We start from the raw sequence: 23,653 nt of genomic DNA on the forward strand, positions 1-23,653 counted from the left end.
GTTGGCAGGCTCCTCCGCGATAAATTCCGCTTCCGAGAGTTTTCCAGTCATGGTACGAGTCACCTCCGCCAACCAGCAGGTGACAATCTGGAAGCACTACTCGGCCGAGCGGAAGGATGCCGGCCTCGGCCTTGGTCTACCGCCTGCGATTGGCAGTAATGCTGTCGCGTTCGAGAAGGCTCTCCACGAGGCGCAGGTTGAGCATGATCCATATGGTGACCACTGCGATGAACGGTAGCATCAGGTAGCCAAACTGATAACCCAGTGCGATCAGTTCCAGCGTCCAGTCCGTGAAGCCCAGTTCGTTCCGGATATCGGCGCCGCCCCGGAGGGCAAGCGAACGAAGGGCGTCGAAGGTCAGTCCCCAGGCATGCGCGGGGACCAGCAGGAAATATCCCAAAATCAGCTTTCTGATGGAGAAGAATCGCTCGTTGGCAGCAAACAGAAGGGCCAGCAGAACGGGCAGGTTCCAGCTGTAGATCAGGGGGTTGATTGGCAGCACGATCTGGCCCGTGGCCTTGTTGCCTTGGGCGTCCTGGGTCGCTGTCTCGAATCCGGTCACGATGACGGTCTCGTGGCCTAGGCCCACGATCTGTTCCACCGTTCCTGGATGAATCAGGTTGAGGAGAAGTTCGCTTAGCCAGGCGCTGGGCAAGGTGAACAGCCAGGCGACCTGGTACCAGAAGAAGAATGCGATCGGCAGCCAGATCAGCGCTTGCAGGAAAAACCGGCCCAAGAAACTACGAGGTCGCAGGTACAGCATGGTCTTCATCGCTTCCGTCCGAACTCCGGTCCGCGTCGGCACGTGACAGTGCCCGGAGCCACAGCAGCCAGACGGCCAGTGCATCGAGCATGATCAGAGCCTGCCAGACATACAGATGCGCCCATTCGAACGCTGTCTCGTTCCACAATCCGAGGAAGAACAGTGAGACGATCCGCGCCAAGTTTAGGCCTTGGATGGCGATGATCCCGATCAGGATACCCCACAGCTTGTAGCGCCAGGGAGAGGGGAAGGCGAGCATTGCCGCAATCAACAGGATCATTGCTTCCACCCCGTTACAGCCGGCTGCGATCTCGACCGCGAACCCGGTGGAGACGTCGAGAATGATTACGCCGGAGGCAATAATTTCGCGACCGGTCAACTCGATCAGGTGTCCCGAGACCCAGGCAAGGCTGCTGGTAAATGGCTGGACGAGATACGCCTGGGCGGGTGGTGTCAGTTCAGCCGTGAACAGGACACCCTGAATAAGCAGGAAGAGCAAAAAAAATCGGATCACGACGGAGGTTCCCGACCGCAGTTCGGCGCAGTTTGACGTAACCTTTCGGCGCTGTCGAATTGGCGTTGACCCAGTGTTGGTGGCGCTTTATTACCTTAGGGAGACACTGATCAATGGCCCTGCGTCCGGCTCCACGTCCCGCCACCGCGTGTTTGGAAGGAGATTGGGCCACGACGGGCCTGCTTTACCCCCTGTAACCGCCGTTTTGGGCGGCTGCAGGGGCGTTTTACGGTCCTGCGGACACACTACCCCTGCGGCAGAAGCCCCCATCGTCGCGCGCGGTACAGGTTCGCGAGGGCGAACAGGCTGTGCAGCTGCGCCGTGTTCTTCCGGAGGCCGCGGTAGCGCACCTTGCGGTAACCGAAGAGGTTCTTCGCCACATGGAACGGATGCTCGACGATCGAACGTAGTTGGGCCTCGTGCTGCTCTTTGGGGCGGACCTGGTCGCGCGCTGGACCTTCCGGCATCGTGCGCACCTTCGCGCGTTTGCGCGCGATGGGCAGCTCCGGGCGATGCCCTTCCAGCCGCTTCTCCGCACCGATGTAGCCGGCGTCGCCATGCAGGCTCTGCTCCTCACCGTGGAGCAGTTCCGGCACCTGCGACACGCCGGAGACGTTCGCGACCGTACCCTTCACCGTACCTGATTAGCAACGAGAGTCAGCTAGTCGCAGGAGCCGCTCGGGCACGGGCCGGCAGTGCGCGGCGGCGACCAGCAGTCGCGCCGGCAACGTCGCCAGATCAAAGAGTCGGTTGAAGCGGTAGGCGAATGCCGCGAGGTAACGGGCGGTGAGTTCAATTGATCGATGCAACACCTTCGGTCCTGAGACTGGTTTTGGGGGGTGATGCAGATGGTGCAAGTGCGCAGGGTGGGATTCTCGGCTGGAGAGAAAGCGCAGCTTTGGGCGCGGTGGAAAGCCGGCGATCAGCGAGGCCTGATGCCGACAGGCGCTGCACTGAAACATCTTGCGCGGGCTGCCGTGCAGGACGCAGTGGGCTTGGCACCCGCAACGCGGGCAGCGGAAGCCGTCCGGCCATCGGGCCCGCTCCAGCGCCGCCTCGCACTGGGCCTCGGTGCCGTACTGGGCGATGAATGCCGGCAACGACATCCCCGGCTGAAACTGAATCCGATTCTGCGCCATGGTGGCACCCTCCGCTCGCTGTGTAGCCTCAGCGTACGCCCGGGGGTGGCTCACCCTGTGAGCCTGGCTGACTCTCGTGGCTAATCAGGATAGCTTTTGGGGTTGCTATCCGGGGGCCCCGATCCTTCGTTGCGCCCCGTACTGCATGAAGGACGGGCGGGTAAAGCCTCTATCCGCTGCTCGGGGCGCCCTGTTTCGGAAGACCTGGGGTGCCAACGTGATCGCGTAAATTGATCAGTGTTTCCTTGCTCGGTCTCGCGTAGCGCGACCGATACTATGCAGTTTTTCAGCGCTCAGGTCGGGTTGGATCCGAGTGCTCTCGCGTCGGCATGCAGCTTCCGATCCCACTTATTTCTCGCCAGGATGATTTCTTCGACACGCCGTTCGACCTGTATGGGATTGTCGGTCTTGTGGATGGTGCCGGGGTCGGGTATCTCCGGCCATCCAAGCCGGGTGGCGAGCCGTTCGACAAAATCGGCGTATCCTTCCTGAGTTCCCACATGGCCGAACGAGGCCAGGTTTCGCCGGGCGAGCGCGTAGGTCTCCGGGGTGACCTGCCCCTTTCCCCCAAGCCCGCTTACGATCCTTGTTTGCTGGTTTTCCAGGCCGCGCACGTTGCTGGCGGCAAACTCGGCCAGACTGCTGCGTGTGGCCATTCCGTGGTCTGGGTGCTCGGGCTGTGCGAGGGCGAACTGGTAGAAGGAACGGATCCGATCGACCGGATCTCGGAGCACTGTCACATAGTCGACCGGACGCGCGAAGAAGCCTTCGACCAGTCCCAGAGGGATGTGACCGGTGACCACCCGGATGCGGTCCCTCTCGGCGGGCGTCATTTCCTCCAGTGTCTTGAGGCTTTGGGCTCGCGATCCGGGCCGTATCCAGAAGACGCGCTCGTGACCGTAGACCATCTGGAAACACTTGCGAAGAGACGCTCCAGCTGCCTTGGGTATATGAAGGAAAATGATCAGGGAGTCGTCCATCGAGTCAGGCCGGCATGTTCTCGGGGCGGCGTCAGCGCCACCCCAGGGTGAGAAGGATTTTCATGATTCGGTCATCGGATCGGTTCTGCCGATAAACGGGGGACCGACGCGCATACTCCAGACGTTCCATGAAGCATGAGCTGCCGGCTCCGGCTATGAAGTCCTTGCATAGCTTTCTGTTGCCAGTGGGCATTCCCTGGCCATACGCATTGAGTAGTTCTTGTGCTTGCTGTATCAGGGGCATCCTCCCCCGAGCGTGGAAACGGGCGACGCGTTCGAGCCATGCCTTGGGGCCGGTCTTTGCCCCGACGAGATTATCGCGATGCTGCCGGTAGTCCAGCGATGGTACTGGATCATAGATTACCTGCCCACAAGCCGAGACAACCAGATAGGCCCACCAGTCGTGCATAGCGACATATTTCATGTCGGGGCGCGCCGAGTTGAGAAGATCGATAGCGGCGCGGTTCAAGACCATGGTGCAACCCTGGGCAATGTTCTGAACCAGCGCGTTTGCGAGCCCTGGGCGATACCGGTCGCGGGAGATCTGTTGCAGGGGAGCGCCCGATTGGCTGACTCGCCGAATTGCGGAAAAGTACAGTGCTGGAACGTCAGGGGGGAGATCGGACAGCCGTCCGGCCGCACGTTCCAGCTTGTCGCGGTGCCACCAGTCGTCCTGGTCGCAAAAGGCCGCGAACGTGGTCTCGCGAGAAACGGTTTCGAGCAGTTTGAGGAAGCTGCGTGAGGCGCCTATATTTTCCCCGCGCTCGATCTCGATCCAGGCATGCTCGCGGGCGAGACGGGACAGCAGTTGGGGCGTCGAATCCGTTGACCCATCGTCACGGATGCGAAGCAGCACGTTGCCTGCGGTTTGAAGTCGAATGCTCTCGATCTGCTCGGCGATATATCGCTCGCCGTTGAACGCGGACAGGAGAACCTCTATCCGGCGATGGTTGGTCATGGCGCCTCCGGAGCGCGGATGATATCGGGGAAGGCTGCAGGCGCCAAGGTCTTCTTCGTTTGGTTTCCGTATCGGTTGGGGCAGGCCTCGCAGCCGGTGGCCGCCTTGGACCTCCGTACCATTGGCGGTCAGAGCCCTGCGCAGCGCGCGGCGAAAGGCACTCTGCGCCGTGTAGAATGCGGGCTTTCGATCCAGGATTCTGTTCCGCGTCGGAGCCCCGCCACTCAACGTCGGCGAGGCTCCGGCTCAGCCTGAAACACCTTGGTTTTACGAGGAGTCCGGGTGCCCGAGCCCCTAATGCAGTCACATGTTCGTGGTCGACCGCCCGCCGAGGTGGCAGTCGTCATCGTCGCCTTCAACAGTGGTGCCTGGCTGGACCGGGCGATAACTCGCGTGCTCGAGTCTACGATTCCGGTCAGCGTCATCGTCTCGGACAATGGTTCTACGGACGGAAGCATAACGCGGGTACGGGATTGCTGGGGTGGGGATGACCGGGTTCGCATTATCGCCCATGGTCGAAATCTCGGATTTGCGACGGCAGTCAACCGCGCCATCGAGCAGAGCGACGAGCCTACGGTCCTTTTGCTGAATCCCGATTGCGAGGTGCAGCCGGAGACGATCGAGCGGGTCCTTGCGGCTCTGCGCGACGATGGCGTGGCCGGGATGGCCGGGCCGCGAGTCTGCAATCCGGACGGTAGCGAGCAGGCGGGTGGTCGGCGTCTCGACCCCACTCCACAAAGGGTGCTGGCCTGGGCATTTGAGCGTCCGATGCGCTGGCTGGGGCGGAGCCCGCGGAGCTTCAACCTGAACGGTCAGCCGTTGCCGCCGGGGCCTGTCCCGGTCGAGGCGATTTCCGGCGCGTTCATGCTGGTCGAGCGCGAGGCAATCGGCTGTGTCGGGCCGATGGACGAGGGGTATTTCCTGCACGGCGAGGACCTCGACTGGTGCCGTCGTTTCCGTGACGCGGGTTATCACGTCTTGTTTGTGCCGGACGCGATTGCCACCCATGCCAAGGGCACGAGCAGTAGTGGCCGCCCGGTACGCACCGAATGGCACAAGCACCGCGGCATGGTGCGCTACTACCGCAAATTTGCCGGCACCACGCCGCGCGACCGCCTGGCGCTCGCGGCCGCGTCCACGCTGGTCTGGGCGCACTTTCTGCTCGTTCTGCCCCGTCTCCTCGTGGTGCGATTCCGCGTTCCATCCCGAGCTGTCCCGCCTGCTGACTAGCCCCTCAATCTAGCCGTTCGCCTTTGGTGGGCTCGGGGAACACCGATCAAAGTGTTCTATTTGCGTTGGTGCAACCTCATTTCTCGAAACGAGCGCTCCGTGCAGTGAGGGGCTCTGCCCTCCGCACGTTGGTGCGAAGGGACGCGCGCACGGCACTGTGGTGCCCTGGTCCAGGGTGACTGCACGACCGTAAGCGATCCCGGTGCGGCCGCAATGGGTGGTTCGAGCGCAACGGGGCAGGGTTCCGGAGTGGCTTGATCGGTCGGGCAGAGCCTGCGAGTATCCCGTATTGATTCAGGGGATTTGGCGGCGGAGTTCCTTTGGCTCGCCGGCAGGCGAGGCCCCCAGTCTGGTAGTTACTGCGGTGCCCGTCACGGAAACGGGCCAGACCGCTACAAAAGGACGCCGGGAGAGAGGTGACGTGTGGTAACAGGACTCGGCTCCGACGCCTTGTTAGGGCAATCCAGCCGCTGGTCGGGGCAGCTGGCCGAGCAGGTGTGCGGCTCGGGGCTGGGAGAAGGTTCGTGCGCGGACTTTCATGCCCCCTGGCAGGTGTTGCGAAAACTCGGGCTGGCGGCCGGCCCCGAGCGGCACGAGACTTTTTTCCGGACGGAGCTCGCGCGCCAGGCCGTAGCCGGGAACCGCAGAGTGCTGATCGCCGGAAGCGCCGATTTCGGGATGCTCGAGATCGTGCATCGGGCTTTTGGGGGTCATCTCCTGGAGCCCACCGTTGTCGACCTTTGCGCGACCCCGCTGATGCTGTGCGCCTGGTATGGGGCGATGACGGGGCTGCCGGTGCGTACGGTCCTCGGGGATTTGAATGAGCCCGATATGGGGCGGGCCGGGGCTTCATCTGCGTTGCCTGAAGACGAGGAGTTTGACTTGATTACCACGCATTCGTTGTTGCGTTATTTCGATTCGACCGGCCGCAAGAGGTTGCTGCGCAACTGGTACCACCGGCTTCGTCCTGGCGGCGCGGTGGTGACCGTGACCCGGCTCACGTCCTCGGTGTCGGTAGTTTCCGAGACCCAGGCGAGTCAGTTTGCAGAGTGTGTCCTGGATGCCGCCAGGGAGCAGGGCTGCGAATGGTCCCCCGAGCAATTGCGCGACTGGGCGGCGCGTTTCGTCCGTGCCGGGCACTTCCATCCTACGGGCTCGGTCGAAGAGGTCCGCGCGGTTTTCGAGGAGGCCGGCCTGACGGTGCAGCGCCTTGATGTGCGCACCCTGGGGGGCGCGGTAGGGGCTTCGGCTGCAGCACCTGGCACTGCCCAGGGCGCGGAGTATGCGGAGATTGTGGCGGTGCGGCCATGAGTCTTCGGCCGTCTCCTGGACTGCGCGCGGTGGTCGAGGCCAATGCACCTTTGTGGGGTGCGGAGGCCGAGGTCTGTCGCGCCTATTTTCATTCGCCCGCCCGTGATGCCACCACGGATCGGCTGTGGATTACCCGCCAGTGCTACAAGGAACTGATTGATGGCGCCTTGTTTCGCATGTTGGCAATGCAGGGGGATTTTCGACTGGACGAGCTGACACCCGGAGGTGTCGCCGCAGACGAAGGGACCTGTACCGAGCTTGCCCATTTCCTTGCCTATGCCGAGGCGTTGCGCGCGGTAACGGGGGATTCGTCGGCGTCGATCGACATGGCCTCTCTCCTGGCCGGCAACTGGCCCGAGAACGAACAACTCATGGCGTTGCGCAAGACGCATCGCAAGGTTCGGCCCGATCTGGGATGGCGGGCGCATGCCTTTACCGAAGGTGGCTACTGCACGCTCTACAGCGCCGGTATGGAATTGGCCCAGCGCGCAGACGCTTCGGCGACTTCCGGCGACCAGGCCATCGCTGCTGCCAGCAAGCTCGTCTTCGAAGACGAGTGGGAGCATATGCTGGAAGGTATCGCCGGTTTGGGTCAGCACCCTCTGTCGGATGCGGACTGGGCGCAGCTTCGCGATATGACTGTCCAGCAGAGCAGGCTGCGTATCCACATGCGTAACGGTCAGTTCGGCTACCCGGTGGACGAGGGGCGGGTCGCCGAATTGCTGGCGGGGAAGGCGGAGCCCGTAAGCTTCGACTGGGAGCGTGCGGGCTTTATCCCTCCCGCGTCCGACGACCTGTGAGGCGCTGCTTCGGCGCTCGCGGTTCGCCCGGAACGGGCAGCGCGTCCAGGTAAGACCAGACCACCGTCGGGCTGGGGGCCGGTTGACGGTCAGCCATAGCTCCCGGGGGCTGCCAATACATGGAACTACGTTCCCCTCAGAATATCCAGTGTGGCCTGGAGCAACTCTTCGCGATCCTTGCAGCTTCTTAGCTTGTCAGCCATGGCAGTGCCGGGTGCGGCCTGCAGCGCTGGGCCGCTCCCGTCGGAGACTTGAAGCACAGGGCCCGCGCAATGCGGTAGCAATGCCGAGAGGATCCGTGAAAAAGTCTGCTCGCTGGAAGCGTCGCCTTCCTGCTCTGCCGGCGAAATGTGCGTGCCGGCCAGCACCAGTGCATCGAATCGATCAAAGGGCAGACCGCTGCGAACCAGTTCTGCGTCATTGATGCTGACCAGCAGGCATTCGGTCCGCGGGTGTGACAGGAGCATGGATCCACCGTGAAACAGGCCCATCCGACCCGGAGCCATGGGCTGATCCCGCAGGAAAACCCCGTTTGAATCCAGCCGTCCGAACGAGGAATCCTTCGGCATCAGCCGGGTTGCGATTTCGGGCGATATGCCGGTGTTATCAGGGGCGTCGCCCAGCAGCACAACGATCGGCACACGGCCCCTGCCCTGGACTAGTCCGCTCAGAACCCGAGGATATTGCCTGGTCGAGGTGGTTTGCCCCATGTCCGGTTGGGCGTTCACCTCGTAGACCCAGGCATTGCCTTCGAGCCAGCTTTTGCGGATGTCGGGGATCAGCATATCGACTCCGCACAGGTCGAGTCCCACCGCGGCGGTGGCTCGAACGGCCAGCTCGGCATTGTCCGGATGGACATCGTCGAAGACCGCAATCGGCGTACCACCGGTTGCGATATTGGCAGTACGCCGCAAACGTACGAACTCGCCCGGCTGGGGCACGCTGTGCTCGGACAACCCTGCTTCGGCGAGCAGTTCGCTTGCTTCCCGGTCCAGGACCAGTTTCCGGCTCGGTGCTCGTGTGTTGCGCCCTCGGCGCGGGTCGGTGTTCAGCAGGTCGAGCAGTTCGGCCACTGTCCGCTGGCCATCCCCTGTTACGCCGCCGGGGACGCGTTCGACAGCCCATATGAGCTCACCCTGAAAAACGAGCAAGCGATAATCGCGGCCTTCCACGTAACGTTCGACGAGGATGTCATCTGAATGTTTGCGTGCTCTGGAGTAGGCCTGGGGAACCGACTCGGGGCCGCGGATGCCAGCAGTGACCCCGACACCACCGTCCATGTTCGCTGGCTTGATGACCACTGGATACCCAATCCTGGAAGCCGCCTCTCGTGCGTCGTCGATGTTTCGGGCGGGCAGGTGCGGCGGTACAGGAACCCCGAGGCGTCGGAGGGCGATGGCCGCAAGTCGCTTGTGACGGGCCAGGCGTACGGCGATGTTCGAGGTTGTATCGGTGAAGCCAGCGTCGATTCGGCGAGCATGGATGCCCTGTCCGAACTGGTAGACCTGCCCATCGATACTCGCAACGGGGATGTCCTCCGAGAAAGCCGCGCGCAGAAAGCGTGGCAGATTGGACGCAGGGGCAGCGAACTGTCCCATGAACTCGAGCAGCGTCTCGAGCCCTTCCAGGCTGGGGTCCTGCGGGTCTCCCGCCGCGGACTGAGCAAGGGTTTCGATCAGCCAGGAGACGGCCCTTTCCGTAGCGGGTTGGGCGTGGGCACTGGTGGTGGCTGCCAGCCACCAGCGGTGGCCTTCACTGCCCACGCTTACGGGCTGTCCCGGCTCGAACACGGACAGACCCGCCACCTGTTGCAAGTTGAATACCCAGCGGAGCACGAACGCTGTCAGTTCTCCGGGGTCGGCCGAAGACAGCGTGAACGAATCAAGCGGAGACCAGAAACGCTCGGACAGGTCTGCGGCCAAACGCTCCTGGAGAATGCCGAGGGCATCGCGTGAAATGCTTCCTCGATTGACGACGACGGGAACCCAGCAGGTGGGATGACCGAGGCCCAGCGTATACCCCTCGACGCGTACGGAGGGGGCGGCAATCTGCATCGGGGGTTGTGGCGAGCTCATGGCTCCCTCCTGGACAGTGCGATGTTTGGACACCGCTCGGCTAGTTCATAAGTGCCCCAGCGGACTGATTCGACGTGCAGTACATCGTTCAGGGTCGAGCGCAGTTCGGTCAGGGTAGGAAACGTGTATCGCGCGTGATTGCCCCGATAGGCATCGATGGTATCGATCTCGCATCGGTCCCATGCGGACCTTCTCGCCAGATCCTCGCGGTTGGGGATATGGCGTTCGAAAGCTTTCCAGATGTCTTCGACGACGACCGTGGTATGGCTTGGATCGATCAGTGACATGGCAAGACGCCACTTGAACGCGTGGAACCCTTTAATGCGTCCATCCATGGCCTCGGCGCACACAGCGGCGGTGGATTCGGGTACGTCTGGCCGGACAAAACAGCGCAGGAGGAGTCGGCCCTGCGGAGAGAGCAGCCGGGCGAGTTCTCCAGCCACCAGCCGGGTTTGCTCGGCTGTCGCCAGCACATTCAGAGCGCCATCCCCTGCGATTACGGCAAACTTTCGGGAGGGCAGCGGCAGTTGTTCCCAGCGCCCGCGCAAGGGGCGTGACCATATGCTCGGGTTCTCGGCCCAGACCGTTCCAATCATCTCGGCGCTCTGGTCGACGGCCACCAGGCGGCTCGCTTTTGGCCATTGGTGCTGTGCCAATTCGGGGGTAACGCCCAGCAGAAGACACCAGGGCGTTTCTCCGAACGCAGCTTCGGCGTGCCCGATCTCCTGCCCAAGGATCTGCAGGTCCTCGGGCGAAGGCTTCAGGGGCGCCCCGACCGCATTCCATTGCGCGGCATGCCGTTGCCACACGCGGGCGTTGTCCCGATTCATTCGGCGTCTCCCCGGGCGGTCCGGTTTATGTGGTCTGCGCAATGTGGCGCTACTCGGATTCGCCGTGTCCACTCGTACTGGCTGCAAATCTCGACCATGTTCTGCGAACGATAGAGGTGCTCGCCGGGTTCGCCTCTGACTCCATAAACAACGGCCGCCGAATCCGTGGAACGCACATAGGCTCCGAATATTTCCTGGAGGGCCAGCGAGCCAATGCCATGGCCACGCGAGGCCGGCTGCAGGTAGAGGTTCTTGATCCGTATCGCCCGCCCTTCGCGCATGAGACAGACAGATCCATGGAACTCGGATTCGTCCTCGATCAGGAAACAGGCCATTCTGCCTGTGAGGCACTTTCGGCGTTCCAGCTCCACCCATTCGCGAGCCAGGTATGCATGACCGTCGGAGAACTCCGCAGAGACCTCGTGCAGGCGCAATTTTTCCAGCCAGTCCAGCGGGGTTTCGATGGGGTGCAGGCGGATTCGTCTTGGCCGTGCGGTAGCGGGGCCCTGATAAGCAAATCCGATCTCTTCGCGGCATACGTAACCGGACGCCGCGAGCAGTGCGCGCGGTCCCTCGAAGTCCAGGGTATAAAGTCTGACGATCGGGTTTCGCCTGGCGTGGTGTGCAGACTCCACTTCATCCAGCCATGGGGGCGGATACCCTGTCGGTGATTGATCCTGGAATGCCGACGAAGGGACCCTCTGGCAAACACAGCCGGCAGGGGTGTGAGCCAGGCCAGGCACCCAGGCGATCGAGGCGGGCCCGATACGCGAAACCCGAGCGCCCAATTCAAAATAGGCCCGGTCGCTCTCGAACAGGTTGCGTGCGATCTCGTCTTTGTGCCGGATCATTTCGTCATGTTCTCGGCAAACGCCGATTGATGTACGCGCTCGCGTTCGAGTGTGCACCTTGGTCGGTGTTTCCCCGCGTGATTCCACGTCTTCCAAAACCTCTCTCAATGCGCCACGGGGTGTGCAGGTCTGGATAGAAGCCGCGCTGCTCGTGCGGCTGCTGTCCAGCCCAGTGGATATCTCCTGGAGTCATGAGCCGCCCGTTCGCAAGTCGGGCGCGAGCATACCAGAGCCAGGGGTGGGGCGGATGCCGCACACCCACGACCAGTCGGATTTGGGACTGATCTGGCGCCACCGACCGGGCGGTGCTGGTTCGCCGGCGACAGACGGGGACGACGAGGATCGTAGCCTCACCCGCGCGTGGGTATGCCCCATGGGCGACGGGTCGCGGGTGAATAACCGGTGGGGTTCGTGCAGAATCCGAGCCTGTTTCGCGATCGGATTCCGGGGGGCGACCGCGCTGTGTCCACTTTTCTGTATGCATCGTTGGCGGGGTTGCTTGCGGCTCTACTGGTGCCGGCGCTCGCCGGACCGGCCCGCCGGTTGGGGCTGGTGGACCTGCCTGGGGGGCGAAAGGACCACGTTGGCGAGATTCCACTAGTAGGTGGGCTGGCGATTGTCCTGGCTTTTGCGATTACCTGGGCACTGGCCGGCATGCCGCTTGGGTGGCCGCTGTTGGCTGCGATGACCGGGATGCTCGTACTCGGGGCACTGGATGATTTTCACTTTTTGTCCACCGGGTTGCGGCTCTTGGTGCAACTGGCCGTGGCCGCCTTCGCGGTGATGGTTGGAGGGGTGTTGCTGCCGCACGTCGGTGGAGTTACGGGTGCGGTGTCTCTGGGGCTGGGCTGGGCCGCCGTGCCGTTCACCATCCTGTGCCTGGTCGGCCTGGTGAATGCGATCAACATGTCCGATGGCCTGGATGGTCTGGCGGGTGGAATGCTGATGGTCATGCTGGGGTGGCTGCTGGTGGTGGGAGCTCTGGCGGGCCTGCCAGAGGCGCTATTGGCTCCTGCCATTCTGCTGGGCGCGGTAGTGGGCTTTCTGGTCTGGAACTTTCCGTGGCTGGGCGCGCGGCCTGCACGCGTGTTCATGGGTGATGCCGGCAGTATGGCGCTGGCACTGGCGCTCGGATGGTTCGCGGTCGATCTGGCCTTCGCGTACGGCGAGCATGTGCCGCCCATGGTGTTTGCCTGGGTCCTGGCCCTGCCGGTGATCGAGACCGCCTCGCTGATGATTCGGAGACTGTGGCGGGGGTGTAATCCGCTGCAGTCGGACCGGGAGCATCTGCATCACTACCTGCTGTGGTTCGGGCTATCCCGACGCGCGGCGACCCTGTGGCTCCTCCTGGTGACTTTCTTGCTGGGAGGTGTTGGCGTAGCAGGCTGGTTGCTGGGGGTTCCCGGTGTTGTGCTGTTCTGGGTTTTCGTAGCGCTGGGCTGCGTCCACCTGCTCATGATGGAGTTCGGTTTGCCGCGTCTTCGCAGCCGGTTGAATGTTCAGTAGCTCAGGCATGGGACCCGGGCGCATTTGAGCGCCGTGGATTGTTTTTCGCTGCATCTGGCAGGTGGGAATCCGCCATTATGTGGTGCGATTCCGGGGCGCAACGCAAGCCGTCAATCCATTCCGCGGGGGATGTCCGGTGGCATCAGGGGGAGGTCGTTTGCACAACGCGAAACGGTGGTGGCACGTGCTGATTCAGGTGCTGCTGGCCGGCATGGTCGCACTGCTTCTGCTTGCGGGGGGCTTGTGGGTGTGGCTGGCCTCCGGCGACAGCGGTGTTGCCCTGGAGGCACTGCCTCACGGGTCAGGCGGGGTGGGTGTGCCTGGGGGTGGCCTCCTCGAATCCTGGGTTCGTGCCGTGCCGTTTTCCCAGAGCACGATTAACGGGATCCCCTCATCCGTGGGGGCGACCGTGGTCCCGCCGACGGTGGCGGCGGCGCTGTGGGCCCTGGTGGCCTTGTTGCTTCTGTCCGGTTACCGGTTGCTGCGCCGCCAGCCATTCTCGGTAGTCGGGGTTCTGGCGATCGTTCTGACTGCATGGCTGGTGCTGGATTTGCGCTGGCAGGTCAATCTGGTCCGCGAACATCACGCTACCTGGGGGGGCTTTCAGGGCATCCCGGCGGAGCAGCGCAGTTTCCCGGTGCTGGGGGGCGAGGACTTGCTCGAACTGACCAACCGGGCCCAAGCGGCATTCCCTCAAGACTCGCGTGTGCTCATCATCTCCGGGAGCGAGGGTATCGGTTTGTACGCCCGCTACCGGCTCTTGCCCCTGGCCGCAATGGTGCAGGATCAGTCGAGCAACGATCTTTTGAGGTTCGCGCGCCCCGGAGACGGCCTGTTGCTGCTTGGAGGCGAGGCCGCATCCAGTGTGGCTCGGTTGCGCCGGGAATTGTCGTTCGCCTATCGGGCGCGCTTCCCGGTGGGGGTCCGTCCCGAGCAGATGCGAGGGCCCGGTGTACTGCGGGAGGGCACATCGCGCGGTGCCGAGGATGCGCAAATTTTCGACTATCAGGGGGGCGGCTCGGACACCCTGGTGGGCGTGGCCCACCAGGCGATTCCGGCCGCGGTCTATCGTGCCGTGGTGCGTCTGAAGGTGCCGGAGCCAACGGATCGGATTCACTTTGAGGTCCTGCAGCGAGTCGCAGGGCCCGATGGGAGCCGCTCCAGCGAAACCATTGCCGAGCATGTACTTGGCGCGGCGCCCAAGGAGGGCATGCACGAGCACGCTATTGGATTCGGTCTGCCGCGGCGAGGGGAGCTGGAATTCCGGCTGAGTGACCTGCCGGCGGGCACGCAAGTGGAGGAATTCCGGCTCGAGTACCCGGATGATGCGGGTGAATGGTACATGACGTCGCATGAGGGGCAGCCTCCGCATCGAGCGGGCCGGCTGGTGATGCATAACGAAATCGGCCTGTTGCTGGAACTTCAGTGAAAATGCCGGCTCGAACGCACCGATCTGGGGAATAACTGCATGCTCGATGCCCTGCGATTGACCCTGGCACTGGGGACCCCCTGGCTGGCCGCCAGCCTGCTGCTGTTGCGGGTGTGGCCTGCCGGGGTGCCGGGCCGGTGGCCGGGTGTGCTGGGCGCGGGGTATTTCCTCGGCATGCTGGCGGTGGCGGCCGCGTTGCTGGTGGCGGAACGGCTGCTGGGGGGGTGGCATTATCAGGGCATCCTGGTTGCCAGCGTCGGGCTGCTTGTTCTTGGGATCTGGCTGCACTGGCGGGAGGCATCACAGCCGGTCCCGCGGACGCCGCAGGATCACGCCCTGAGCGCGGGATGGTTGGCCGCGCCGTGGTGGGTCCGAATGGCGGTACTGGTGCTGCTGGCTCTCGTCGTCATCCGACTGGGTGGACTTTTACTGGAAGTGGTTCTGCGGCCCGTGTATGCCTGGGATGCGTGGTACTACTGGAGCTATCGTGCGCGCGGGTTCCTGGAGCACGGGGGTTCCGACGCCTTTGTGTCGCCCTGGACGATGTGGCGTGACGGTGGGGATGCGTACGGGCAGGGGTATCGGCACCCGGCGCTTGTTTCGGTGATTCAGCTCTGGGCCGCGCTTGGACTGGGGCGCTGGCACGAATCGCTGGTCAATCTGCCCTGGTTCCTGGCGGGTGTGGCACTGGGGCTGCTGGTGTACGGCTATCTGCGTCGCCTCGGCCTGGGTATTTTGTTCGCCATGCTGGGTGTTTACCTGACCCTGTCGGTCCCGCTGGTCGGGGTACACATCGGGCTGGGCGGGTATGCCGATATCTGGATGGTTGGCGCCATGGCCCTTGCGGGGCTGGGACTGTTCGCGCTGCTTGCCGAACGTCGCTGGCAGGATGGCGTAGCCCTGCTGCCTGTCATCCTGGCGATGCCGTTTCTCAAGCAGGCGGGCATCCTGTTTGCGGCGTGTGTGCTGGCGGCCTTTTTGTTCGCTGTTCTGGGACCCGTCTGGGGATTCGTGCTGTTGATGTTGGTCCTCGCGGGTGTGGCGCTGGTGGTATGGTTTGCGGGGCTGGATTTCACCGTGCCGGTCCTGGGCCAGGTCATCCTGGAGCCAGGGCGCATCGTGCTGCCGCGTGGTGGCGAATTCTCGCTGGATCCCCAGTGGGGGCTCTTCTTCCAGCGCCTGGTGCTGGAAGGCTCCTGGCATCTGCTGTTTCCGCTGAGTGTGTTGCTGGTGATCTTCGCGATTCCGGCCGCCTGGCGGGATGCCTCACATCGCTTCTTCTGGGTGCTCCTGGTGTCGCTGGGGCTGATGACTTTTGTGGCCTACGCCGGAACGCTCCAAGCCGGAAGGCTCCAGGACGGTACTGGATTCGGGCGGCATCTCCTGCCCTTTGTGCCAGTCATCGCCGCATGGGCGATGCTGCTCCTCGCCGAGTGGTCCGGTGCGCGCCGGCACACCACGGCTCTCGTGCCAGGCAGGCAATAGGGTGTCAGGAGCCATGGAGTAGGAAAGCAACGACGAACTTGGGATACGAGATGGATTGGATCAGCCCTTACGGCGGCACGCTGTGTGACCGTTACCTCGACGCGGCGGCGGCCCGCGAGGTTCGGGAGCAGTCGCGGGACCTCCCCAGCTGGGACCTGACACCGCGGCAGCTCTGCGATGTCGAGATGCTTCTGGGGGGCGGGTTTTCGCCGCTGACCGGCTTCATGGAGTCGGCGGATTACGTCCGTGTCTGCGAGGAGATGCGGCTGGTGGACGGGACGTTGTGGCCCGTGCCGGTGACTCTGGATGTCAGCCAGGCGTTTGCCAAAGAGCTGGGTGATCATGCCCGTGTGGCGCTGCGCGATGCGGAAGGTGTGCTGATCGCGGTGCTGGACGTGAGCGAGTGCTGGACGCCGGATCGGGAACACGAGGCAAGGCAGGTGTTCGGCACCGTTGATCCGACTCACCCAGGCGTATCCCGCCTCCTGCACGAAACTCACCCCGTGTATGTGGGCGGAACCCTGTATGGAGTGGAGCGGCCGGCGCACTACGATTTCCGTAGTTACCGGCACACGCCCGCGGAACTGCGCGAACACTTCCGCAGCCTGGGGTGGGGCCGCGTGGTGGCGTTCCATACCCGCAGCCCGATGCACCGTGCCCAGCTCGAACTGACCCGCCGTGCCGTGCGCCAGACCGAGGCGAACCTGCTGATCCACCCGGTGGTGGGTATGGCGGGTCCGGGCGATATTGATCACTTTGTTCGTGTCCGCTGCTACGAGCACATCCTGCGTAGTGCACCCGAGGCCACGACCCAGCTCAGCCTGGTGCCGCTGGCCATGCGCCTGGCGGGCCCGCGCGAGGCGGTTTGGCATGCGCTGATCCGACGCAACTACGGTTGTTCGCACTTTATCGTGGGCCACGATCATGCGGGCCCGGAGCCGGGGGGGTCGAGGGCTGCCTATTACGAACCGTATGCCGCGCAGGAACTGCTGGATCAGCACAGGGACGCGATCGGGATTGAGATCGTCCCGGTCCAGCAGATGGCTTATGTGGAGGAGTGCGCCCAGTACGTGCCCGCCGATCAGCGCGAGCCCGGGCAGAGTGTATGGCGTCTGCCGGATGCCGAATTTCGGCGACGCCTGGATGAGGGGCTGGCGATACCCGAGTGGTATTCACCGCCCGAGGTGGTGGGAGAACTGCGCAAAGCCTACCCGCCCCGCCACCAGCAGGGCTTTACCGTGTTTTTTACTGGCCTGTCCGGTGCCGGGAAGTCCACGATCGCCAACGCGCTGCGCGTCAAGCTGATGGAACTCGGTGGCCGCAGCGTGTCGCTGCTGGATGGCGACGTCGTGCGCAAGGAGCTCTCGCGCGAGCTGGGTTTCTCGCGCGAGCATCGCAACCTGAATGTGCAGCGTATTGGCTATGTTGCCAGCGAGATCACCAAGAATGGCGGGGCCGCGATCTGTGCGCCGATCGCGCCCTACGCGTCGGTGCGCCGAGCGGTGCGCGAGCGTATCGAGGCGGTGGGTGGCTTTGTCGAGGTGTATGTCGCCACCCCCCTGGAGACGTGCGAGGAGCGCGACCGCAAAGGGCTTTACGCCAAGGCCCGCGCCGGACTGGTCAAGGAGGTGACGGGCATCGACGATCCCTACGAAGAGCCGGAAAACCCGGAGCTTCGCCTCGATACCCGAGAGTTGACTGCGGACGAGGCGGCCCATCGGATCCTTCTCAAACTGGAATCGATGGGCTTCATCCGCAGCGCTTGAACAGGCCGATCGCCTGATGGCGACGTCGCGTGAATGGCCCCCTTCGGATGCAGCCCTGCGCACGCCCGCGAACCCGCGAAAATGTATGTGATCATGCCGTTCGTCGTCTCGCGGAAATCCGGGTGCTGTGATCGCTGTGGGGCGAACGCGGGGCCCGCGAAAACAGTACCATCACGGATCGAGTGGGGCGGGTCTGGCGGCAAGGCCGCAATCGCTCATTTTCCTGGGAACGCCGGGGTGGTTCACGTTGTACCGAACACTGGATTGGATGCTGGCACTGCTTGGATTGCTGGCGCTTTCGCCGCTGCTGGCGCTGCTGTGGATCGTGGGCTGGTTCGACACGGGCGCGCCGCTGTTTCGTCAGCAGCGGGTCGGGAAAGACCAACGTGTGTTTACACTCATCAAGTTTCGCACCATGCGCGCGGGAACGCCTTCAGTCCCCACGCACGAGGCCCAAGCATCCGCGATCACGCCTTTTGGTCGCTTCCTCCGGCGCAGCAAGCTGGACGAACTGCCTCAACTCTGGAATGTCCTCAAGGGTGAGATGAGTCTGGTTGGGCCGCGTCCGTGCTTGCCCGAGCAGGTCGAACTGATCCGCGCGCGTGAGCGCTATCGCGTTTTTTCCATTCGGCCGGGTATTACCGGCCCGGCTCAGATTTCGGGTGTGGATATGTCCGACCCGGAACGCCTCGCTCGCCTGGATGCTCAACTGGTTTCTGGCCTGGACCTGCCCGGATACATCGGATACCTCCTCTCGACCGTGGTGGGGCGCGGGAGTGGTGATCGCGTGGGCCGGCGCTGAAAGGCGTGGTCCGCAGTAACTCTCGCGGGCTTTGCCAGGGCCAGGCAATCAAAGGGCCTGTCGCCGAAGGAGCGTGACGTCATTGGCGCGTCTCTGAGGAGCCCGGGACTCATGCGCCGCTGGCGTTCATGCCGCACCCCGCCCGGAAAGCGCTCATCCGGGGGGGGCAGCGAGCCGCGCAGCGAAGTCGCCACCCTTCGCCTCGTCACACCCGCGAGGGTCGCCCGGCTCTAGCAGCCTGCTAGAATGAGCCGCCTACGGGTTAGGAGAGCGGGTTCCCATGCTGTATGGGCTCAAGGACGGCATTCGCTGGAGCGCGCGGCTGGGGGCCAAGTTCTTCTGGGCGGTGCCCGGCGCGACCAGCGCCGTGGTGCTGGCCACCCTGGTGGGGCAGGTCTCGATGCTGCTGGCATTCTTCCTGCCCCTCAAGGTCATCATCCTGCTCGGGTCCGAAGGGATTCCACGCTATTTCCCCCCGGCATTTGCGGCGGTGGAGCGCGATGCGCTGATCGTTTGGCTCAGTCTGGCCGCGGTCGGGTTCTACGGCCTGTATCTGGTGGCGGACCGTATCATCGCGCTGGGTTCCGAACGAGGGGCGAGCCAGCTCCTCGCCCGAAGTCGCAAGATGGTCCTGTTCGAGGGGCAGGACGAGGTCGCCTCCAGCGCCTACAAGCGCTACGCCAACGCGCTGGCGGGCGGGCTGTTTGTATTCCTGGTCATAGTCCTGCTTCTCTGGCTGTACCCTGCCGTGGCCGGCTTGATGCTGGTGTATTCCGCAGGGGTCGCGGCGGCACTCCTGCTGGGGCAGGCCTTGAGTGCCCGCTTTCGGGAATGGCTGGAGGAACAGCTCGGCGTGACCCTGTCCGTGCTCGGCGCGGTCGGCTTTATGCTGAGTTTTGTCTACCTCGTGGTCGACTTTCTCTATCGTGCCCCGCCCGGGCTGATCCCTGCGATCATCGCCCTGCTGCTGTCGCGCCAGGCATTCACGCGCCTTTCGACCCTGGTGCCAGCGCTGTCCCGGCTGTACGACGAACGAGCGCGGCTGGACGCGCTGTTCTTTCATCGTCGCGCGTTTTCGCCGAGTGGGCAGGATGCGAAGAAGGCACTGGCCCCGCTGTTCCTGCCGGAGCGTCGCGAGGAATGGGTGCCGTCCGTGCTGGAGGCATTGACCGGCGAGCCCTGGCCGGCGGACGGTACCATCCGCTGGCGCCAACTGGCGGCGGGCGAGGTATTCGCACTGGACTGCCGCACACCGGAAGGGCCGCGTTATCTGGTCAAGCTGTTCGGTGCCCGGCACACCGGCCAGGCTCGACACGAGGCGACCCTTCTGGCGGATCCACCCGCGGGCCTTCCGGCACCCGAATGGGTCGGCGCCACCGAAGTACGAGGATTCCAGTGCCACGTCCTGCGCTTGCCCGCCGAGGGCAAGGGCCCCGGCCAGACGGACGATGCAGCCGATCGGGTCCGCGAGGCCCTGCTGCCGTTGCAGCCGGACAAGGCTCTGGTTCAGCGCTATGCCCGCTCCCGCGCATTCCTGTGGCAGCGCCTGGACGATGCCCTGCTCGAGCCGCTACGGGCCGCCACCGGCGGCGCAACCGAACAACACCTGGAGGTGCTGCGCGCGAGCCTGCCGGAGTGGCGGGCGCACTTGCGCGATACGCCACTGGCCTTTCTCAACCCCGACCTGAACCCGGAAAACCTGTTGGAGGCGCCCGCCCCAGAGGGCCTCATGGTGCTGCACTGGGGGCGCTGGTCACTGGAGCCCGCCGGAGCCGGGTGGCGGACAAACCCGAAGGCAATAGAGGCGCTGAGAGAAGCGCTGGCTGGCGCCCGCGATCAGCGCCCGTCGCTGACCGAAGCCAGCGAACAGCAACTGGTCCTGTCCGCACTCACCGCGCAACTGGAAAAGGAGCTGAATGGCCAGCGTTTCAGCAAAGCCCTCAAGCCGCTCAAGCCCATCCGCAACACGCTCGCACGGCTGGCGCCAGCCGACCCGGAGATCACCTGATCGGCTAGGGCGCTCGCCTCCTGCGGGTACCGGGCTCTGTAACGCGCAGGAGCCCAACCCTCCGGGCGATGGGGCTCTTGCTGGGGCGAAGGGTCGTTCGCTCGGCCATGGTCTCGATGCTACTTTAGTAAAACGATTCACCTATCGATAGTGGTGTTGAAATGGAAGCCCTGACCATCTCCCCCAAATATCAGGTCGTCATTCCCAAGGCCGTGCGCGAGGCGTTGCACCTGCGGGCAGGTCAGAAAATGCAGATTGTGGCGTACGACGACCGAATCGGGCTGATCCCCGAACGGCGTATGAGCGATATGCGGGGTTTCCTCAAGGGTGTTGACGCCGACATCCCGCGCGAGGGCGATCGCGTGTGAACGTGGTTGATTCGTCCGCGTGGCTGGAATACTTTGCGGACGGTCCCAATGCCGATGTGTTTGCAGACGCAATCGAGACCACGGCAGAACTGATCGTCCCCACGATCAGCCTCCACGAAGTCTTCAAACGGGTACTCCAGCAACGAGGCGAGGTGGCGGCCCTGCAGGCGGCCGCATTGATGCAGCCGGGCGAACTGGTCGAACTCACGGGGCCCTTGGCACTGTCCGCTGCCAGCCTTGGCAACCAGCATGATCTCCCGCTCGCCGACAGCATCATCTACGCCACCGCGCGCGCCGATCAAGCCGATCTCTGGACTCAACACTCGGATTTCAAGGGTTTGCCGCATGTTCGCTACTCCCGAAGTCCTCGCCGTAGAGGGCGTGGTTCCTGCATGAATCCGAGGCTCGGGCATGTACGAGCAAAGCCCTCTGGGCAACGGGGCGTGGGTGAAGCCCGGCCGGTGAGGGGCTTGCTTCCTGCGGTTCCGTGGCCACGGGCTGCACTGGCCTGCCTTGCGCGCGAAGCGCCCGTCCGTATTGCTGCCGCCGCTGTGGCGCACAATGCGTGCGGCACGCTGGTTGGTGTTGCGCCGGGGTGTGGAATAGATGAGAGGCGTGCAGTCTCGCTGGGATGTCAAGGGTTGGCGTAATGTTTCCGTTATTGGAGGCGCTGGGGTATCTTCCCGGGACGGTCATGAACGCTAGGGAGACGCTGATTGAATCGCACGTCCGCGTTGGTGCCCCCCGGTTCTTCGAGACAAAGCGTTCCGAGACAAGGCGCGTCGTGCAGCGGGTAGTGGTTCTACCCGCACGCGGCGCAACGCAGGATCGGGGAACAGGAGGCGCCAACCCCACAAGGCATCGAAATCAGGGGCTCGGCCGCCCGTTGTTGATCAAAAACGGGCGCACGCACGGCGTTGCGGCTCCCTTGTGCAGAATGACTGCACAGCAGTCACCGCGCCTTGTTCGCACGCAAAAGCGACTCGAGCGCGGACGTGCGATTCAATCAGCGTCTCCCTAGGGGGTGGCGCCGGCTTGGCCACAGGCTCTCGCGCAACCGCTTGGTCAGGGACCCCCCCCCTGGTTGACCCTTTGTGAAGTCATTCAGGAACGAATGCCAATGGAAAACACCCGTTCCCCGGAACTTACCCTTCTTGACTGCACATTGCGGGATGGTGGCTATTACAACGGATGGTGTTTCTCCGATGCACTCGTTGAGCGCTACCTTTCCGTGATGGGAAAAGCAGGTGTCGACATCGTTGAGATCGGATTCCGATCCCGCAAAGTGGACGACTTCTACGGGCCCTATGCGTTCAGCAGCGATCAATGGTTGTCATCCCTCCCGTTGCCCGAGGGAGTGACTCTCGGTGTCATGTGCAACGCGAAGGAGCTTCTGGAAACGGAAGACCCAGAGCAGGTTGTGCATGAGCTCTTTGCACCCAGGGACGAGTCACCCGTCAGCCTGGTACGTATTGCCGCCCATTTTAATGAGGTGGAAGCTTGTGCCCCTGCGGTTCGTGCATTGTCGCGCCTCGGGTATCAAGTGGGCCTTAACCTGATGCAGGCCACCGGGCGCCCGCGGGAAGAGCTCGAAGCGAAAGCGGCGTTCGCCGCCACGCTGCCCCTGGATGTTCTCTACTTTGCCGATTCATTCGGGAACATGGAGCCCGTCGATATCGAGGGGATGGTGGATGCGCTCCGCAGCCAGTGGAGCGGTGCGCTGGGCGTCCATACCCATGACAACATGGGAAATGCGCTGGCCAATACGATGCGTGCCTGCGAGTCGGGTTGTACCTGGCTGGATGCCACCGTCCTCGGGATGGGCCGAGGTGCCGGGAACCTGAGGACCGAGACCCTCTTGCTCGAACTGGACCGCCGCGGCATTCGTGCCGGTCAGGAGATGGACGCCCTGTTGGACCTGGTGGTGGGAGAGTTTGGTGATCTGCAGACTGAGCACGGGTGGGGGCCCAGTATCTTTTACCACCTGTCGGCCCTGTATAACGTGCACCCAACGTACGTGCAGGAGATGCTGACGAGTGAACGGTACAGTCATCACGATGTAATCGCGGCGCTCAAGCGGTTGGGTAACCTGGACGCTCGCAGTTTCTGCCCGCGCCTCTTGAGCCACGCAAGTTCGTCGCACGTTTCAGAGAATGAAGGTGCGCTGGACGTTACCGGGCGCCTGGAGGGCCGTACCGTTTTGATTCTCGGGTCGGGGGATCAGGTTAGCAAGCATTGCTCAGCGCTGGAGCAATTCATCTCCCGTGAACGTCCCTATGTGATCAGCACGAACTGGAATCCCTGGATTTCGGCGGATCTGGTGGATGCCTGGAGCACCTGCACGCCAGAGCGCCTGTTGCTGGAGAAGCATCTCTATGAGGCGAACAGCGGGACGCTGATTGCTCCGCGTTCGGCTATTCCGGCTGAAGCGCGTCCGTCGCTTCAGCATTGGTCTCACCTGGATTTCGGGATGAAGGTGGATCCGCACCAGTTCTCCATCACCAGCCGAACTGCCACCGTTCCCTCCGCGCTCACGTTGCTGTATGCGGCAGCGTATGCGAATGCAGCAGGAGCCACTACGATTCTTCTAGCGGGTGTGGACGGGCATGCGCCTGCTGACCCCAGGCACCAGGAATTGGAAGGTGCCCTCCGCCTGTACTCAGAAATGCCGGCGCATCGTCCGCTTGTGGCGATTACACCAACTACTTTGCACTCCATCCGACAATCTACGGTCTATGCGCCGATTCAGGTGCCCCCGCACGAGGATGCACGGGCGCCGGCTATGGGGTCCGGCTCTTCAAACTAAAGGTTGTGAGGAATTCGCTCCCATGTGGGAGT

General features: G+C 63.5%; 18 protein-coding genes and 3 pseudogenes. 12 read left to right on the forward strand and 9 right to left on the reverse strand.

Annotated features, from left to right (window positions below; genetic code table 11):
- Positions 1-136 precede the first annotated feature (136 nt).
- The 6 genes and pseudogenes from D106_RS0105220 to D106_RS0105240 all read right to left on the reverse strand — a co-directional run bounded on the left by D106_RS0105220 (position 137) and on the right by D106_RS0105240 (position 4,354).
- Positions 137-772 carry an exosortase H-associated membrane protein gene (locus tag D106_RS0105220; protein ID WP_155986314.1) on the reverse strand — a complete coding sequence of 212 codons (636 nt, stop codon included), beginning with the start codon at positions 770-772 and terminating at the stop codon, positions 137-139.
- Positions 741-1,277, reverse strand: coding sequence for an exosortase H (gene xrtH / locus D106_RS0105225; RefSeq protein WP_018879411.1), 537 nt, complete (start codon positions 1,275-1,277; stop codon positions 741-743). The genes D106_RS0105220 and xrtH overlap by 32 nt, the downstream gene beginning before the upstream one ends.
- Positions 1,278-1,522: 245 nt before the next feature.
- Positions 1,523-1,915 (reverse strand): annotated as a pseudogene (locus tag D106_RS14195) (IS5/IS1182 family transposase); the annotation flags it as partial.
- A gap of 276 nt (positions 1,916-2,191) precedes the next feature.
- A pseudogene (locus tag D106_RS15245) lies at positions 2,192-2,416 on the reverse strand (transposase); the annotation flags it as partial.
- 293 nt (positions 2,417-2,709) lie between these two features.
- Positions 2,710-3,396, reverse strand: a complete 687-nt coding sequence (locus D106_RS0105235; protein ID WP_018879413.1) for a sulfotransferase family 2 domain-containing protein — start codon at positions 3,394-3,396, stop codon at positions 2,710-2,712.
- A gap of 31 nt (positions 3,397-3,427) precedes the next feature.
- Complete coding sequence (locus D106_RS0105240; RefSeq protein WP_018879414.1) at positions 3,428-4,354, reverse strand: glycosyltransferase family 2 protein; 927 nt, start codon at positions 4,352-4,354, stop codon at positions 3,428-3,430.
- 297 nt (positions 4,355-4,651) lie between these two features.
- Here D106_RS0105240 and D106_RS0105245 point away from each other — a divergent pair, with 297 nt between their 5' ends.
- The 3 genes from D106_RS0105245 (at position 4,652) to D106_RS0105255 (ending at position 7,695) form a co-directional block, all read left to right on the forward strand.
- Entirely contained in the window at positions 4,652-5,584 is a 933-nt protein-coding gene (locus D106_RS0105245) for a glycosyltransferase family 2 protein (protein WP_018879415.1), read from the forward strand.
- 423 nt (positions 5,585-6,007) lie between these two features.
- Entirely contained in the window at positions 6,008-6,895 is an 888-nt protein-coding gene (locus D106_RS0105250) for a class I SAM-dependent methyltransferase (RefSeq protein WP_018879416.1), read from the forward strand.
- Positions 6,896-6,924: 29 nt separating this feature from the next.
- Complete coding sequence (locus tag D106_RS0105255) at positions 6,925-7,695, forward strand: hypothetical protein (RefSeq protein WP_018879417.1); 771 nt, start codon at positions 6,925-6,927, stop codon at positions 7,693-7,695.
- Between the two features lie 125 nt (positions 7,696-7,820).
- Here D106_RS0105255 and D106_RS0105260 read toward each other — a convergent pair whose 3' ends face one another.
- The 3 genes from D106_RS0105260 to D106_RS15250 are packed head-to-tail and all read right to left on the reverse strand — an operon-like array spanning position 7,821 to position 11,451.
- Positions 7,821-9,770 carry an ATP-grasp domain-containing protein gene (locus D106_RS0105260; protein WP_018879418.1) on the reverse strand — a complete coding sequence of 650 codons (1,950 nt, stop codon included), beginning with the start codon at positions 9,768-9,770 and terminating at the stop codon, positions 7,821-7,823.
- Positions 9,767-10,600, reverse strand: a complete 834-nt coding sequence (locus D106_RS0105265; RefSeq protein ID WP_018879419.1) for a class I SAM-dependent methyltransferase — start codon at positions 10,598-10,600, stop codon at positions 9,767-9,769. Before D106_RS0105265 ends, D106_RS0105260 begins: the two co-directional genes overlap by 4 nt.
- A complete protein-coding gene (locus tag D106_RS15250) occupies positions 10,597-11,451 on the reverse strand; it encodes a hypothetical protein (RefSeq protein WP_231372852.1) in 855 nt (284 codons plus the stop codon). The genes D106_RS0105265 and D106_RS15250 overlap by 4 nt, the downstream gene beginning before the upstream one ends.
- 411 nt (positions 11,452-11,862) lie before the next feature.
- On the opposite strand from D106_RS15250, the gene D106_RS0105275 reads away from it, so the two are divergent.
- The 9 genes and pseudogenes from D106_RS0105275 to D106_RS0105310 all read left to right on the forward strand — a co-directional run bounded on the left by D106_RS0105275 (position 11,863) and on the right by D106_RS0105310 (position 23,621).
- A complete protein-coding gene (locus D106_RS0105275) occupies positions 11,863-12,957 on the forward strand; it encodes an MraY family glycosyltransferase (RefSeq protein ID WP_231372853.1) in 1,095 nt (364 codons plus the stop codon).
- 184 nt (positions 12,958-13,141) lie between these two features.
- Complete coding sequence (locus tag D106_RS0105280) at positions 13,142-14,386, forward strand: hypothetical protein (protein ID WP_026280579.1); 1,245 nt, start codon at positions 13,142-13,144, stop codon at positions 14,384-14,386.
- Between the two features lie 39 nt (positions 14,387-14,425).
- Entirely contained in the window at positions 14,426-15,871 is a 1,446-nt protein-coding gene (locus tag D106_RS0105285) for a hypothetical protein (RefSeq protein ID WP_018879423.1), read from the forward strand.
- Positions 15,872-15,921: 50 nt separating this feature from the next.
- Positions 15,922-17,637 (forward strand): bifunctional sulfate adenylyltransferase/adenylylsulfate kinase, encoded by a 1,716-nt coding sequence (locus D106_RS0105290; RefSeq protein ID WP_018879424.1) that lies wholly within the window; start codon positions 15,922-15,924, stop codon positions 17,635-17,637.
- Between the two features lie 247 nt (positions 17,638-17,884).
- Entirely contained in the window at positions 17,885-18,439 is a 555-nt protein-coding gene (locus D106_RS0105295; RefSeq protein WP_026280580.1) for a sugar transferase, read from the forward strand.
- 280 nt (positions 18,440-18,719) lie between these two features.
- Positions 18,720-20,447: a hypothetical protein gene (locus D106_RS0105300; protein ID WP_018879426.1), complete on the forward strand. Its 1,728-nt coding sequence runs from the start codon at positions 18,720-18,722 to the stop codon at positions 20,445-20,447.
- Positions 20,448-20,608: 161 nt separating this feature from the next.
- Entirely contained in the window at positions 20,609-20,815 is a 207-nt protein-coding gene (locus D106_RS0105305) for an AbrB/MazE/SpoVT family DNA-binding domain-containing protein (RefSeq protein ID WP_018879427.1), read from the forward strand.
- Positions 20,812-21,183, forward strand: a pseudogene (locus D106_RS14640) (type II toxin-antitoxin system VapC family toxin); the annotation flags it as partial. The gene D106_RS0105305 and the pseudogene D106_RS14640, both read left to right, overlap by 4 nt.
- 752 nt (positions 21,184-21,935) lie before the next feature.
- On the forward strand, positions 21,936-23,621 hold the full coding sequence (locus D106_RS0105310; protein WP_018879428.1) for an aldolase catalytic domain-containing protein: 1,686 nt from the start codon (positions 21,936-21,938) through the stop codon (positions 23,619-23,621).
- Positions 23,622-23,653: the final 32 nt, after the last annotated feature.

This window comes from Thioalkalivibrio sp. ALE9, assembly GCF_000377445.1.
GTDB lineage: Bacteria > Pseudomonadota > Gammaproteobacteria > Ectothiorhodospirales > Ectothiorhodospiraceae > Thioalkalivibrio.

What these genes read in the sequence shown, in the direction of transcription:
- D106_RS0105285 (WP_018879423.1), top strand. Translation starts at nt 14,426, where the DNA reads ATGCTCGATGCCCTGCGATTGACCCTGGCACTGGGGACCCCCTGGCTG.
- D106_RS15250 (WP_231372852.1), bottom strand. Translation starts at nt 11,451, where the DNA reads ATGATCCGGCACAAAGACGAGATCGCACGCAACCTGTTCGAGAGCGAC.
- D106_RS0105245 (WP_018879415.1), top strand. Translation starts at nt 4,652, where the DNA reads ATGCAGTCACATGTTCGTGGTCGACCGCCCGCCGAGGTGGCAGTCGTC.
- D106_RS0105310 (WP_018879428.1), top strand. Translation starts at nt 21,936, where the DNA reads ATGGAAAACACCCGTTCCCCGGAACTTACCCTTCTTGACTGCACATTG.
- D106_RS0105260 (WP_018879418.1), bottom strand. Translation starts at nt 9,770, where the DNA reads ATGAGCTCGCCACAACCCCCGATGCAGATTGCCGCCCCCTCCGTACGC.
- D106_RS0105265 (WP_018879419.1), bottom strand. Translation starts at nt 10,600, where the DNA reads ATGAATCGGGACAACGCCCGCGTGTGGCAACGGCATGCCGCGCAATGG.
- D106_RS0105240 (WP_018879414.1), bottom strand. Translation starts at nt 4,354, where the DNA reads ATGACCAACCATCGCCGGATAGAGGTTCTCCTGTCCGCGTTCAACGGC.
- D106_RS0105300 (WP_018879426.1), top strand. Translation starts at nt 18,720, where the DNA reads ATGCTGTATGGGCTCAAGGACGGCATTCGCTGGAGCGCGCGGCTGGGG.
- D106_RS0105305 (WP_018879427.1), top strand. Translation starts at nt 20,609, where the DNA reads ATGGAAGCCCTGACCATCTCCCCCAAATATCAGGTCGTCATTCCCAAG.
- D106_RS0105290 (WP_018879424.1), top strand. Translation starts at nt 15,922, where the DNA reads ATGGATTGGATCAGCCCTTACGGCGGCACGCTGTGTGACCGTTACCTC.
- D106_RS0105220 (WP_155986314.1), bottom strand. Translation starts at nt 772, where the DNA reads ATGAAGACCATGCTGTACCTGCGACCTCGTAGTTTCTTGGGCCGGTTT.
- D106_RS0105235 (WP_018879413.1), bottom strand. Translation starts at nt 3,396, where the DNA reads ATGGACGACTCCCTGATCATTTTCCTTCATATACCCAAGGCAGCTGGA.